Below are 14,769 nucleotides of genomic sequence, written 5' to 3'. Positions count from 1 at the left end.
CTGGGCGTTGGGCTAAGTAGGCCTTACCTGACGGCGCAATAATCTATGTTTGATTCCTATTCAGGATACCGACTGTTTTTTCGCTTAGCATTTTATCTGCTGGGGTGTTTATTAGTCGGACTTGTAAGCGGACATCTGCTGTTGGTGCTGTGTATCGGAATGGGGCTAGTGCTCACTTGGCACTATCGTCAGTTGATAAGGCTTAATCATTGGTTGTGGAAAGACCGTCGACTCACACCGCCACAAGGCACCGGTAGCTGGGAAGGCGTATTTAACGGTATTTACCGTCTGCAAGGCAAAAACCGCAAGCGTGTTAGTCAACTTGCTGGATTACTTGGTCGATTTCGCCAAGGTGCCGAAGCGCTGCCAGATGCTGCTGTAGTGCTTGATGCCGGACTGAATATTTTGTGGTGTAACAAATTAGCCCAGTTGATGTTGGGCTTAGTTTGGCCTCAAGATAATGGCCAACGGGTGGATAACCTGATCCGCCATCCTGACTTTGCTGCCTATATCAAAGCGGGAAAATTTGATGATCCCCTCGCTCTGCCGTCACCTGTATCAGAGAAGCGCGTACTTGAAATCCGTATTATTGCTTACGGCGAACAACAAATGCTGTTGATTGCGCGTGATGTCACCCGAGTGCGTCAGCTGGAGGGAATGCGCAAAGATTTCGTGGCCAACGTTTCCCACGAATTAAAAACACCGCTTACTGTACTGCAAGGTTACCTCGAAGTTATGCAGAGTATGGCGGATGAGGATGATCCCAACCAACGAGCTTTGACCTTGATGCAGCAGCAGGCCACCCGCATGAAGTCTATGGTTGAGCAACTATTGGTGTTATCGCGTATCGAGGACTCTGCAGAAATTAACCTCGAAAAAGTGGTCGATATGCAAAAGATGGTGGCCCTGTTACGCACCGAGGCCGAAGCATTAGCGCGTGATGATTATCAAGTCACCTTTGAGGTAGACCCGCAGTTAAATGTTCATGGTGACGAATTGCAACTACGTAGTGCCTGTTCAAATCTTATCTCTAATGCGATTCGTTACACTGAGCCGGGTGGGACGATTCATATACGTTGGCAACAAGTGGCCACTGGCGCCATGTTCAGTGTGACTGATAGTGGCATCGGGATAGCTCAACAACATATTTCACGACTAACCGAGCGTTTTTATCGCGTCGATAATGCGCGTTCAAGACAAACTGGGGGTTCAGGCCTTGGCTTGGCTATTGTAAAACATGCACTTAGCCATCATCACACCGAGCTCGTCATTAATAGTACGCTGGGGAAGGGCAGTACCTTTAGTTTTATTATTCCGCAGCATTTAGTCGTGTAGTTGCCATTGGACTTCTAAATCGAACATCTCGTTCGTCATCTAACTGTCATTATTTGGTCATAAAATGGTGATGAAAGCTCGAAATACTGACGTTAATTTAATCGATAATTTCTGATCCTCACCGGAGTAAAGATGAAACTGAATCCTCTAGCTGGCGCGCTCACGTTATTAGCCTCTAGCTTACTTTCTTTCTCTTCCTTGGCTGCTGTCGACCCAAGCTTGCCAGTTTATCAAAAATCGAGTGGCGTCTCGGGCAATCTTTCTTCCGTTGGTTCTGACACTTTAGCCAACATGATGACCTTGTGGGCGGAAGAGTTTAAGCATATCTATCCCAATGTGAATGTGCAGATCCAAGCTGCAGGCTCATCAACTGCACCGCCAGCACTGACTGAAGGTACATCACAGTTCGGCCCAATGAGCCGTGCGATGAAGCCAAACGAAGAAGAAGCCTTTGAAAAGCACTACGGCTATAAGCCGACCAAAATCCGTGTTGCTATTGATGCTTTAGCCGTTTTTGTTCATAAAGATAATCCTATCAAAGGACTCAATATGGAGCAGATTGATGGCATTTTTTCATCAACGCACAAATGTGGCTCACAAGAGTTCTCTCGTTGGAGTGACTTGGGGCTGACCGGTGCTTGGGGCTTAAAAGACATTCAGCTGTATGGTCGTAACTCGGTGTCTGGGACTTATGGTTTCTTCAAAGATCACGCATTGTGTAAGGGTGATTTCAAGCCGAGTGTGAATGAGCAACCTGGTAGTGCATCGGTGGTGCAGTCAGTATCTCAATCACTCAATGCGATCGGCTACTCAGGCATAGGTTATAAAACCGCAGGGGTTAAAGCGGTAGCGCTGGCCAAACAAGGTGAAGAGTATATTGAAGCGACACCTGAAAACGCCGCCAGTGGCAAATATCCGTTGTCTCGTTACCTGTATGTGTATATTAACAAACACCCAAATCAGCCGTTGACGCCAATGCAGCGCGAATTTCTGAAATATATTCTTTCGAAGCAAGGCCAGATGGTGGTTGAAAAAGATGGCTACGTTTCGTTGCCTATGAGCGTAATCGACAAAGATCTCGCTAAAGCGGGGATCAGTTTGTAAAAGCTCGCAGATACAACAAGGCCCCGATCTTCGGGGCCTTGTTGTATTCATCATGAGGTAAAAATTGTTTGTGCTTTACTCAGCATAAAGTCGATAAACAATTTCACTTTAAGCGGCTGTTGGCTGCGTTGATGTTGCAGTAGTGAAATCCGGCGTTTTTCGCAGCGCCATTCAGGTAGCAAGATCTGTAACCGTCCATCTGAAAGTTGCTGTTTTACAAATAACTCTGGGCCATAAAGTATGCCGCCATTGTGTTCTGCCGCAATAATGGCACCGTTAAGATCGGTTAATGTGAGTTTTGCTGGACCATCATAGTAAAAACTTTCACCGCTCGGATGGCGTAAGGAAAAGTTATAAAGCGGCCAAGCCTTAATGATTTGATGTTGTTCAAGTTGGCGTGGGTGATTGAGCCTTGGCGCTTGCTTGAGGTAATCCGGTGATGCAACGAGGCGATAATCTAACACGCCCATTGAACGTGATATCCACGATGAGTCGGGTTGTGTGCCTCCCACAATTGCCACGTCAATTCCTTCATCAATCAGGTCAAACTCTTCATTGCTTTGCACAATATGCAAGCGGATGTCAGGATAGTTATCGCAAAACTCGTTAAATACATCGATAAATAGCGCGGTGACAATCGAGATGGGCGCTGAAACACGTAATGTACCCTCAGGCGTTTCTGGCGCGCCGTTCAAGGCATCGAATTGCGCTATCAGCGCCTGATATTTTTGAAATAATGCCAGCCCTTCTTCAGTTAACCTCAACTTGCGCGTACTGCGCATCAGTAATTGCTCGTTTAGGACAGCTTCAAGCTTGGCCAGCTTTCGACTTACGGTGGCAACGGGCATCGACAATTCTTTGGCAGCAGCGGAAAAACTTCCCGCATTAACCAAGTGCACGAAAAGGTAAATTAACTGAAATTCAGCAGCTTGCTGACCTGACATGAGCGTCCTTTTTGATGAGCATAAATCTATGCTGATCCTAAAATAACCAATGATTCCGCTGAAGTTTACTGCAATGAACTTGCGAAAAACTGTGGTTGAGAAAAAATTGCACAGTATATTTACTGTATAAAAAATCAGTATATACTGTTTATCAATACAGTACTTCGGGGGCCATTATGCTTTGCCAACTCAGCGTAACAAATTATGCCATCGTTCGGTTTTTAGAGTTAGATTTTAGTGCTGGAATGACCACTATCACTGGTGAAACGGGTGCGGGTAAGTCGATTGCGATTGATGCACTAGGGTTGTGTTTGGGAAACCGAGCTGATGCGAGTGCTGTTCGTCCCGGTGCTGATAAGGCGGAAGTCAGTGCGCGGTTCTCGCTCGCGGACGTGCCGTTGGCTAAACGTTGGCTAGAAGATAATGATCTTGAACTCGATAACGAATGTATTCTGCGTCGCACGGTGACGGCCGACGGACGTTCTCGCGGATATATCAATGGCAATCCTGTTCCCGTGGCGCAGCTAAAGTTGCTTGGAAACTTGTTGATCGGTATTCATGGCCAACATGCGCATCATGCATTATTGCGTGGCGATCAGCAGTTAGTGCTACTAGATAGCTATGCGGGACATAATTTACTGCTGGAGGCTACAACCAAGGCTTACCACAACTTACGTCATGCAGAGCAACAACTAGCAGAGCTATCTCAGAGTGCTCAGGAACGACAAGCTAAGCGCCAGCTCCTTAGTTATCAAGTTGAAGAGTTGAATGAGTTTGCACTAGGTGAGTTCGAATACAGTGAGCTTGAAAACGAGCACAAGCGCTTAGCTAATAGCACCTCATTAGTTGAAAACGTACAAGCCAGTTTGATGCTACTTAGCGAAGATGATGAAGCAAACCTTGAGTCGATGCTCAATAAAGTACTTAGCCTTGCAGAAGAGCTGGTGAGTTATGATGACAAGCTCAGTTCAGTCAATAACATGCTTAATGAAGCGCTTATCCAAATTCAGGAAAGCCGTAGTGAGTTACAGCACTATGCTGATAACTTGGAAATTGATCCTGAATATTTTGCTGAGCTTGAAGCTCGTTTATCAAAAGTGATGCAGCTAAGTCGTAAACATCATGTGTTGCCAGAAGCGCTTTTTCAGCATCATCAATCGTTAATTGCGGAGCTCGCATCTTTAGACTCCAATGACGAGCTGCTAGAGCAGCTGCAAACGCAAGTTGAACTTTATCTGCTTCAATATCAACAAGCATCACAAAAGCTCAGTAGTAGCCGTCAGCGCCATGCTAAGGCGTTAGACAAGCTGGTCACTGACTCTGTGCGTGAACTCAATATGCCAAAAGCGAAGTTTGTTATTGATGTAGCATTTAACGAAGCAGTTATATCGTCTCACGGCAGTGATACGGTTGATTTTAAAGTGAGTACTAACCCTGGCCAGCCGTTAGACAGTTTATCTAAAGTGGCATCGGGTGGTGAGCTTTCACGTATTGGTTTAGGCATTCAAGTGATTACATCGCAGAAGGTTGCCACTCCTACCTTGATTTTCGATGAGGTTGATGTTGGGATTTCTGGGCCAACCGCTGCTGTGGTTGGGCGTATGTTGCGGCAACTGGGCAACTCCACCCAAGTGATCTGCGTGACCCACTTACCCCAAGTGGCTGGAAACGGTCATCAGCAAATGTTTGTTGCTAAACAAAGCAAGGCTGGGATGACTGAAACGTCGATGGTGCCATTAACTCGCGAACAGCGTATTGAAGAATTGGCGCGCCTGCTGGGTGGCGATACTATTACCAGCAATACACTTGCCAACGCACGTGAGTTGCTCGCAGATTAACAACTCACCGTTGCAGCAACAAAAATGCCAGCCTGATGAAGGCTGGCATTTTTTTAAGCGAAAGCGTTGAGTAACTTAGTCAACGATACGCAGTAATTCGTTAATACCCACTTTACCGCGCGTTTTGGCATCTACTTTTTTCACGATGATAGCGGCGTAGAGACTGTACTTACCACATTTTGATGGCAAGTTACCTGAAACTACCACTGAGCCTGCTGGTACGCGACCATAGTGTACTTCGCCGGTTTCACGGTCATAAATCTTGGTGCTTTGACCGATGTATACGCCCATAGAGATCACTGAACCTTCTTCAACGATCACACCTTCTACGATTTCTGAGCGAGCACCGATAAAGCAGTTGTCTTCGATAATCGTTGGGCCTGCTTGCAGTGGCTCCAATACGCCACCGATGCCAACACCACCAGACAAGTGAACGTTTTTACCGATCTGAGCACATGAACCTACGGTTGCCCATGTATCTACCATTGTACCTTCATCAACGTAGGCACCTAAGTTCACATAAGATGGCATTAACACGGTGTTTTTTGCGATGAATGAACCTTTGCGAGCCGCTGCTGGTGGTACTACACGAATAGCTTCTTCGCGGAAACGCGCTTCGTCATAATCAGCAAACTTCATTGGTACTTTGTCGTAGTACTTAGTTTCAGCGCCTTCAACAACAGCATTGTCGAAAATACGGAACGACAGCAATACCGCCTTCTTCAGCCATTGATGCACATGCCATTCGCCATCAATTTTTTCGGCGACGCGAACTTCGCCGCGATCAAGCATATCAATGACTTTTTCGACATCAGCTTTCAACGAAGCTTCGACAGTTGCTGGGCTGATCGTCGCGCGGGCTTCAAAAGCCGCCTCAATGCGTTGGCGTAAAGCCTCCATTGTATTCTCCTAACTCTTTATTGCGTTGATTGATTGTTTAAAGTTGTAACTAATGCATCTTGCAGTTGGCGCTGCTGTTGTTCATCCAGCGCTTTGCCATCCACTGTTTGTAAGATAAAAAAGTCCTCAGCCCGCTCACCAATGGTAGTGATTTTGGCTGATTGCAACGTAAACCCACAGCGATAGAAAATTTCGCCGACTTTAGCAAGTAGCCCCGGGGTGTCGAGGGCGATGAGTTCCATCATCGTGGTACGTTGGCGTTTACTCGGGATAAAACCTACTTGAGTGGCAACGTTGAATGGTTTCATTATGCGCGCCATCTTACGGAACTTAGGCATCTTCGGTACATCTGCAAGGGCCTTTTCTAGCGCTTTGCGAATACTTTGGATACGGGATAGCTGCGTAACAGGGGCTCCATCCTGCTCAAGAATGACAAAACTGTCCAGTGCGAAATCATCTTTTGTCATCATGATGCCCGCATCGTGAACGTTAATGTTTTTGTTGTCCAGTACTGCCATCACTGTTGCGAACAGTTTTGGACGGTCTTTGCAGTAAATGAAAAGTTCAGTGCCGCCACGTGTCATATGTTTAGAAATCAGCACCAAGGGCTCATCGTCGTTACGATGTTTTAATATTGCTTCTGCATGCCATGCAATTTGGGTGGGTTGGTAGCGTAGGAAGTAATCCGCTCGCAAGCGATGCCATAAATCATCCAGCGCTTTTTCTTTAATGCCTCTGCGTAAGAGCTCTTTTTTCGCTTTCGCTTGATGTTCTCTCACGCGACCTCGAATATCGACGGGCTTTTCTTTGCCGCGAGCCAGTACGCGCTGAGCAGAATAATAGAGATCGCGCAGCAGTGATCCTTTCCAACTGTTCCATGTATGTTCGTTGGTGGCACAGATATCGGCGACGGTCAGGCAATACAGATAGCTTAAGTGCGATGCATCTCTTACTTTGTCGGCAAAATCTGCAACGACATCTGGATCTGAAATATCACGTCTCTGCGCGGTAATCGACATGGTTAGGTGATTTTCAACGAGCCAACTTACCATACGGCCATCGTGGCTATTTAATCCATGCAACTGACAAAATTCCAGTGCATCTACCGCGCCGAGTTTACTGTGATCACCCCCGCGGCCTTTTCCAATGTCATGGAAAATTGCGGCCAGTACCAACAAACCCTTTTTGGGTAGTTGATTGATCAATACCGCTCCTAACGGAAACTCATCGCGTTGCTCTTGCTGGGAGAACTTATCGATGTTGAGCAGCAGTCGATGTGTGTGTTCATCAACGGTGTAAGCGTGGAATAGGTCAAATTGCATTTGACCTTCAATCGCGCGCCATGCCGGTAGATAGGCCGACAAAATCCCATGTTTGTGCATTAAAGAAAACGCAAAAATGCCCCGTGGGTGTTTGAGGATTTCCATCAACACCTTGCGTGATTCTACCGACTCCATTAGCGGCTGTACTAATAGCCGACGAGCATTACGCAATGCTCGCAGGGTTGGCGCATAAATTCCGTGAATATTGGAATTGCGAGCAACGTAAAGGAATAAGCGCACAATTTCATGGGGCTGCTCGAAAATGTTTGGCTTGAGCGCTTCAATAAACCGACCACGACGTTGATAGTTGTCATCAATCGATTGAATTTCTAACGCATGTGTATCGCCAAGCGTTGCGCGCTTAAACAGTTGAAGCAACATCTCGTTGAGCTCCATGATCCGTCTTACCGTACGGTAATAACGCTTCATCATCTGCTCAACTCCCAGTTGGGTACCGTCTTTATAGCCTAAAAATTCTGCCACTTGTCGCTGCAAGTCGAACAACAGGCGGTTTTCATCTCGACCTGCCGTCATGTGCAGCGCAAATCTTACTTCCCATAAGAAATTCTGGCTTTCTAGCAACTCATCTAGCTCTTGCGGTTCAAGAAAGTCATGGGCAACGAGTTCAGTGAGGTTAGCCGCGTTAAAGTGGCGGATTGCCACCCACGCTACGGTATGGATATCGCGTAATCCACCTGGGCAGGTTTTGAGGTTAGGCTCTAAGTCAAAGGCGTTTGCTTTATCGTGCCGTTGACGCTGTTCATCACGTTTAGCTTGAAAAAACACGCTGGAGGGCCAAAAGCTGTCTTCACGGATTTTATCGTAAAGTACCTTAAATACTGATTCTGGCCCCGCAAGCAAACGGGCTTCTAACAAATTGGTGGCAATGGTGATATCGCCGCGACCATGCTCTAAGGTCTGACCAAGAGTACGTACGCTGTGGCCAATCTCAAGTCCAGTGTCCCAAAGAAACGCAATGAATTGCGACAGTTTGGTTTCTTCATCTGCGGTGAGCACTGGCGGTACGAGAAACAGCAGGTCGATATCAGAATGCGGTAGCAACTCGCCACGGCCATAGCCACCGACCGCAATAAGGGCAATACCGTCGTTCACCAAACCAGCTTGTTGCCATTGTTCGACCAATAAATCGTCGACAAAGCGGGTGCGCTCCTTCACTAATTCGCTAATTTTTTCTCTGGCAATAAAACGTTTGCTCAGTGTTTGTAAGTGCTCGTTAAGTAGGGCTTTTACCGCTTGTGCGTTAGTCATTATGATCCTTCAATGGCAAACAATCATTTGTGGTTGATGATGCGAGGGAAGTCTTCGTCATTGCGCAATGTCAGTACCTCAACACCCGTTTCTGTGACCAGCAGAGTATGTTCCCATTGCGCTGATTTTTTACCATCGGCAGTGGATACAGTCCAGCCATCTTCGTGATTTAGCACTGTTTGGTAACGGCCTGCATTGATCATGGGTTCGATGGTGAAGCACATGCCGGGACGAATAATCGTGCGATCATTGTTACGGTAATGGACCACTTGTGGTTCTTCATGAAAGCCCGCGCCAATACCGTGACCGCAGTAATCACGAACAATAGAAAACTTCTCCAGTCCACTTTTACTGTTTTTGACGAATTTTTCGATAGTGGTACCAATCTCACCAAGCTGCATCCCGGGACGCACTTTGCGAATCGCGGCATAGAGGCTTTCTTGTGCCAATAAACACAAACGTTTGTCTTTTGCCGATACTTCACCCACTAAGAACATGGCTGAGGTGTCGCCATGATAGCCGTCTTTAATAACGGTGATATCCATGTTGATGATATCGCCTTCTTTAAGCTGACGATCACTTGGAATGCCGTGACAGACGACTTCGTTAATTGAGGTGCAGATTGATTTGGTGAAACCGTGGTAGTTCAAGGGGGCTGAAATCGCGCCTGCTTCCTCAGTAAATTTGGCACAACGTTCGTCTAATTCATTGGTGGTGACACCAGGTTTGACGAATGGGGCAATCATTTCCAGAACTTCAGCGGCTAATTTGCCGGCCGCGCGCATCTTTACGATTTCTTCAGCAGTTTTAATTGTGATAGTCATAATAATTCTCAAGCTGTCAATGAATGACGCAATTTTAGCTTATTTAAGAGCAAGTTAAATTAACACTCCAGGCTTCCGAATCCAAAAATTATGGCGAAATCAAACCAGTTTTGGGTTTGTCTTTTGAGGCGAATTATGGTATAAAGCGCGCCGTTAGATTTGACTCGGAAGTTAGTGTCTCAAGCTGGGGAATATTCCTCAAGTTGAGTCTAAGCTGAGTGAAAGATGGCGGCCATTATATGGCAAATAATTTAATTACGAAATCACACACGTGTCGACACATGTGCCGGGGTGCCTTTTTAGGTCGGATACATGGGATACGTGGAGGTATAACCCCTTTACTTTAAGGTATTGAAAATGACTACAGTTTCTATGCGCGATATGCTGCAGGCCGGTGTACACTTCGGTCACCAAACCCGTTACTGGAACCCTAAGATGAAGCCATTCATCTTCGGCGCTCGCAACGGTGTACACATCATCAACCTGGAGCACACTGTGCCAATGTTCAACGAAGCTTTGGCTTTCTTGAGCAACACTGCTTCTAAAAAAGGCAAAATTCTGTTTGTAGGCACCAAGCGTGCAGCAAGCGAAGCTGTTAAAGAAGCTGCAATTTCTTGTGAACAGTTCTACGTTGATAAGCGCTGGTTAGGCGGTATGCTGACTAACTGGAAAACCGTTCGTCAATCAATCAAGCGTCTGAAAGATCTGGAAACTCAATCTGTAGATGGCACTTTTGACAAACTGACCAAGAAAGAAGCTCTGATGCGCAGCCGCGAATTGGAAAAGCTTGAAAAATCTTTGGGCGGTATCAAAAACATGGGCGGCTTACCTGATGCGATCTTCGTAATCGGTGCTGACCATGAACACATCGCTATCAAAGAAGCTAACAACCTGGGTATTCCAGTTGTAGCTGTTGTGGATACTAACGCAACTCCAGCTGGTGTTGACTACATAGTTCCAGGTAACGACGACGCAATGCGCGCAATTCGCCTGTATGCTGACTCTGTTGCTGCTGCAGTTAATGCTGGCCGTGGTCAGGATTTGGCTGTTCAAGCTGAAGAAGCTTTCATCGAAGCTGAATAATAAGGTTGATGTAATACATCTCCCTTATTAGCCGAAATGCTTTGGTTAACAGGGGCCATATGGCCCCTGTTTTTTAAGTATTACTGGTAACTTTTTCGAATTATCAATTGAGGATTTAACAATGGCAATTACTGCTGCCCAAGTTAAAGAACTGCGCGACCGTACTGGCGCAGGCATGATGGATTGCAAAAAAGCGCTGACTGAAACTGACGGCGACATCGAACTGGCAATCGAAAACATGCGTAAGAGTGGCGCTGCCAAAGCTGCTAAGAAAGCCGGTAACATCGCTGCTGAAGGTACCATCCTGATCAAGCAAGGTGCTGGTTTCACTGCTCTGCTGGAAGTTAACTGCCAAACTGACTTCGTAGCAAAAGATACTAACTTCCTGGCTTTCGCTAACCAAGTTCTGGAAGTGGCTGCTGCTGGTAAAGTGACCGTTGAAGACCTGAAAGCACAGTTTGAAGAAGCGCGTGTTGCACTGGTTGCTAAAATCGGCGAAAACATCAACGTACGTCGCGTTGAATACATCGACGGCGAAAACGTTGCCTCTTATCGCCACGGCGACCGTATCGGTGTAGTGGTGACTGGTGTTGCTGACGAAGAAACTCTGAAGCACCTGGCTATGCATGTTGCTGCTTCTAAGCCTGAGTACATCAACCCTGAAGACGTACCAGCTGAAGTGGTTGCTAAAGAGCGTGAAGTTCAGGTTGAAATCGCCATGAACGAAGGCAAGCCAAAAGAAATCGCTGAGAAGATGGTTGAAGGCCGTATGAAGAAATTCACCGGTGAAGTATCTTTGACTGGTCAGCCATTCATCATGGAACCTAAAAAGTCTGTTGGCGAATTCTTGAAAGAGAAGGGCGCTTCTGTGACTAACTTTATCCGCTTAGAAGTGGGTGAAGGTATTGAGAAGAAAGAAGAAGATTTCGCGGCTGAAGTTGCTGCTCAAATCGCAGCTTCTAAAAAGGCTTAATAATCGCTTTTCTTCAACATCAAAGACCGCGGCAATTGCTGCGGTCTTATTATGACTAGGACTGAAAAATATGAGTACCAATCCAAAACCAGCCTTTAGACGTATCCTATTAAAATTAAGCGGCGAAGCCCTGATGGGTGAAGAAGGGTTCGGCATCGATCCAAAAGTATTGGATCGCATGGCACAGGAAATTAAAGAGTTGGTGGAACTCGGTATTCAAGTCGGCGTCGTTATCGGCGGCGGTAACCTCTTCCGTGGCGAAGGGCTTGCCAAAGCGGGCATGAATCGCGTTGTTGGCGATCACATGGGGATGCTGGCGACCGTAATGAATGGCTTGGCAATGCGTGATGCGTTGCACCGTGCTTATGTCAATGCACGTTTGATGTCTGCCATTCCGCTTAACGGCGTGTGCGATGCTTATAATTGGGCTGAAGCCATTAGCTTGCTAAAATCTGGCCGTGTAGTGATTTTCTCTGCGGGTACAGGTAACCCATTCTTTACGACTGATACTGCAGCATGTCTACGGGGCATTGAAATTGAGGCGGAAGTCGTGCTAAAAGGCACCAAGGTTGATGGGGTTTACACTGCAGACCCAATGAAAGACCCTGATGCAACAAAATATGACACACTGAGCTACGGCGAAGTGCTCGATAAAGAATTAAAAGTGATGGATTTGGCTGCATTTACGATGGCGCGGGATCATAATATGCCCATCCTCGTGTTCAATATGAATAAGCCAGGCTCACTACGCAGAGTGATCATGGGGGATACCTCTGAGGGTACCTTGGTCAACGCTGGGTAATAGATATTAAATAAAAGGAAATCTAACGTGATTGAAACCATTCAAAAAGATGCGAAAACCCGCATGGAAAAATGTGTAGAGGCAACCAAAGGACAAATGTCTAAGGTTCGCACCGGTCGTGCACATCCTGCATTGTTGGATTCCATTCAGGTTTCTTACTACGGCACCATGACTCCTCTGAAACAGGTGGGTAATATCTCGGTTGAAGACAGCCGTACTCTGGCCGTAAACGTATTTGACCGCTCAATGATTCAAGCTGTTGAAAAAGCCATCATGAGTTCAGACCTAGGACTGAACCCAATGTCTGCTGGCGCAACGATTCGTATCCCATTGCCAGCACTGACTGAAGAACGTCGTCGTGATTTGGTCAAAGTTGTTCGTGCAGAGGCTGAAAACGGCCGTATCGCGATTCGTAACGTGCGTCGTGACGCTAACTCTGATGTGAAAAAACTCGAAAAAGACAAAGAGTGCACAGAAGATGATGTGCGTCGCAGCGAAGATGAAATTCAAAAAATCACCGACCAGTTCATTAAGCTCATCGATGAGATTCTGGCTGCAAAAGAAGCCGAGTTGATGGAAGTCTGATATTGCCTTGTTAAACTGGTTTTGAAGCGCCGTGTAGCGTTATACTACGCGGCGTTTTTATTTTATTAGGGATTTAAATTCGATGTCATCCAAGATGGAGACTGCAGCTGATATCACATTACCAAGCTCGGAGTGTCAGACATCTGAACAACTACCAGATAATCTTTGCGATCTGGTAAATCAAAATATCCCCAGCCATGTCGCTATTATTATGGACGGCAATGGCCGTTGGGCGCAGTCGCGCGGAAAAGCCCGAGTATTGGGTCATAAAGAAGGGGTGAAGGCGGTGCGTCGCACTGTCAGTTTGGCGCGTCAAATCGGGATTAAATCCCTTACCCTGTTTGCCTTTTCAAGTGAAAACTGGCGCCGACCAGACAAAGAAGTCAGTTTGTTGATGGAGCTGTTTTTGACCGTCCTTCAACGCGATATTAAAACATTGTCAAAGAACGGTGTTCGTTTGAACATCATCGGGGATACCAGTCGTTTTTCTGAACGTTTACAGCGTCAAATCCAAAAAGCAGAACAACAAACTGCAGATAACCAAGGATTAATTTTAAACGTAGCTGCTAACTATGGTGGCCGTTGGGATATACTTCAAGCTGCTCAAAAAATGGCTGAACAATTCGCAGCTGGTGAAATTGACAGCGAACAGTTCACTGAAGAGGCATTAAGTCAGCATTTAAGCATGCACAATCAGTGCGAAGTTGATTTAATGATCCGCACCGGTGGTGACTACCGAATCAGCAACTTTTTGCTATGGCAGGTCGCGTATGCGGAACTCGTGTTTACCGATACGTTATGGCCAGATTTTGACGAGCAGACATTTAAAGAGGCAATTGAGATCTTTAATAGCCGGCAACGTCGTTTTGGTCTCACCGGCAAACAGATTGAAACAATGAAGAGTAAGCAGAGCCTGTAAGAGGAATTCTTTTGCTAAAACAACGTATAATAACCGCAATTTGGTTGATCCCTCTTGTCTTAGGGGCCATTTTTTACCTTCCTTCGCTCTATTTCTCATGGGTACTAGTGCCCGTTTTTGCTATTGCCGCCCGCGAATGGGGTCGCATTATTGACCCGAACTGCCAAGTCACTAAATGGAGCTTTACAGCGACTATCGCGGCCGTATTGGTGGCGATAAACCTGATTGTTCCTGCCGATCAAATTTGGCTGCGTGGTCATCTTCATCCCGTCATGTTAGCGCTACTGCTACTCGGGGCTTGTTGGTGGTTGATTGCACTGGTGCTGGTCGTATCGTTTCCCGGCAGTAGTCGTTGGTGGCAGAGCAACCATATGTTGAAGTCAATGTTTGGTCAGTTGACGCTTTTGCCCTGTTTTGCCGGACTTTCTGTGATTAAGGCGCTTGATACACAAGCTAATCCTTACATGGGCGGCACTTTGCTGTTGTTGGTGATGTTAGTGGTTTGGGCGGCGGATTCAGGCGCTTACTTTGCCGGCAAAACCTTTGGTAAAACCAAGCTGATTGCCCGTGTTAGCCCTGGTAAAACCGTTGAGGGTCTGTTCGGCGGCTTATTAACCACATTAATCGTGGTTGCTGGGGTGATGTATTACTCGCCAGAGCAAGAGTGGCAGTTAGTCATTGTTGTTACCCTGATCACCGCGTTAGCGTCAGCGCTGGGCGACCTCTCTGAAAGTATGTTTAAGCGTGTGGCCAAAATTAAAGACTCTGGCTCCATTCTCCCCGGCCACGGTGGCGTATTAGACCGCATTGATAGTCTCACAGCTGCGTTACCTGTGTTTGCGCTTCTCTATCTCGCTTTTTGGATGTAACC

13 protein-coding genes are annotated in these 14,769 nt (G+C 46.6%); 9 read left to right on the top strand and 4 right to left on the bottom strand.

Translation table 11 applies throughout. The features are described 5' to 3' along the window. Positions 1–45: 45 nt before the first annotated feature. Complete coding sequence (phoR, locus tag JYB87_RS12170) at positions 46–1,335, top strand: phosphate regulon sensor histidine kinase PhoR (RefSeq protein WP_207353764.1); 1,290 nt, start codon at positions 46–48, stop codon at positions 1,333–1,335. A gap of 132 nt (positions 1,336–1,467) precedes the next feature. After that, positions 1,468–2,439, top strand: coding sequence for a PstS family phosphate ABC transporter substrate-binding protein (locus tag JYB87_RS12165; RefSeq protein ID WP_207353763.1), 972 nt, complete (start codon positions 1,468–1,470; stop codon positions 2,437–2,439). Positions 2,440–2,489: 50 nt separating this feature from the next. Here the strand turns inward: JYB87_RS12165 and JYB87_RS12160 are convergent, their stop codons facing one another. Beyond that, the gene (locus JYB87_RS12160; RefSeq protein WP_207353762.1) at positions 2,490–3,383 is read right to left on the bottom strand and encodes a LysR family transcriptional regulator; all 894 of its coding nucleotides are present in this window, start codon (positions 3,381–3,383) and stop codon (positions 2,490–2,492) included. 176 nt (positions 3,384–3,559) lie between these two features. Between JYB87_RS12160 and recN the strand changes: the two genes are divergently transcribed. Then, positions 3,560–5,221 (top strand): DNA repair protein RecN, encoded by a 1,662-nt coding sequence (gene recN / locus JYB87_RS12155; RefSeq protein WP_207353761.1) that lies wholly within the window; start codon positions 3,560–3,562, stop codon positions 5,219–5,221. 75 nt (positions 5,222–5,296) lie between these two features. Here the strand turns inward: recN and dapD are convergent, their stop codons facing one another. From dapD to map, 3 genes are read right to left on the bottom strand one after another with little or no spacing between them, the layout of a single operon-like run. Further along, positions 5,297–6,121 (bottom strand): 2,3,4,5-tetrahydropyridine-2,6-dicarboxylate N-succinyltransferase, encoded by an 825-nt coding sequence (gene dapD / locus JYB87_RS12150; RefSeq protein WP_207353760.1) that lies wholly within the window; start codon positions 6,119–6,121, stop codon positions 5,297–5,299. Positions 6,122–6,138: 17 nt separating this feature from the next. Beyond that, on the bottom strand, positions 6,139–8,712 hold the full coding sequence (gene glnD / locus JYB87_RS12145; RefSeq protein WP_207353759.1) for a bifunctional uridylyltransferase/uridylyl-removing protein GlnD: 2,574 nt from the start codon (positions 8,710–8,712) through the stop codon (positions 6,139–6,141). A gap of 23 nt (positions 8,713–8,735) precedes the next feature. Continuing rightward, positions 8,736–9,536 (bottom strand): type I methionyl aminopeptidase, encoded by an 801-nt coding sequence (gene map, locus JYB87_RS12140; RefSeq protein WP_207353758.1) that lies wholly within the window; start codon positions 9,534–9,536, stop codon positions 8,736–8,738. Between the two features lie 357 nt (positions 9,537–9,893). Here map and rpsB point away from each other — a divergent pair, with 357 nt between their 5' ends. The 6 genes from rpsB (at position 9,894) to JYB87_RS12110 (ending at position 14,767) form a co-directional block, all read left to right on the top strand. Continuing rightward, the gene (gene rpsB, locus JYB87_RS12135; protein ID WP_207353757.1) at positions 9,894–10,619 is read left to right on the top strand and encodes a 30S ribosomal protein S2; all 726 of its coding nucleotides are present in this window, start codon (positions 9,894–9,896) and stop codon (positions 10,617–10,619) included. 121 nt (positions 10,620–10,740) lie between these two features. Beyond that, positions 10,741–11,592, top strand: a complete 852-nt coding sequence (tsf, locus tag JYB87_RS12130) for a translation elongation factor Ts (RefSeq protein ID WP_207353756.1) — start codon at positions 10,741–10,743, stop codon at positions 11,590–11,592. Positions 11,593–11,662: 70 nt separating this feature from the next. Beyond that, positions 11,663–12,394, top strand: a complete 732-nt coding sequence (gene pyrH / locus JYB87_RS12125) for a UMP kinase (RefSeq protein WP_207353755.1) — start codon at positions 11,663–11,665, stop codon at positions 12,392–12,394. A gap of 63 nt (positions 12,395–12,457) precedes the next feature. Next, a complete protein-coding gene (gene frr / locus JYB87_RS12120; RefSeq protein ID WP_407695849.1) occupies positions 12,458–12,979 on the top strand; it encodes a ribosome recycling factor in 522 nt (173 codons plus the stop codon). 82 nt (positions 12,980–13,061) lie between these two features. Then, positions 13,062–13,898, top strand: a complete 837-nt coding sequence (locus tag JYB87_RS12115; RefSeq protein WP_207353753.1) for an isoprenyl transferase — start codon at positions 13,062–13,064, stop codon at positions 13,896–13,898. Positions 13,899–13,909: 11 nt separating this feature from the next. Beyond that, positions 13,910–14,767 carry a phosphatidate cytidylyltransferase gene (locus JYB87_RS12110; RefSeq protein WP_207353752.1) on the top strand — a complete coding sequence of 286 codons (858 nt, stop codon included), beginning with the start codon at positions 13,910–13,912 and terminating at the stop codon, positions 14,765–14,767. Positions 14,768–14,769: the final 2 nt, after the last annotated feature.

The organism is Shewanella avicenniae, assembly GCF_017354945.1.
GTDB classification, from domain to species: Bacteria; Pseudomonadota; Gammaproteobacteria; order Enterobacterales; family Shewanellaceae; genus Shewanella; species Shewanella avicenniae.
This window is presented reverse-complemented; position numbering and strand designations above follow the sequence as displayed.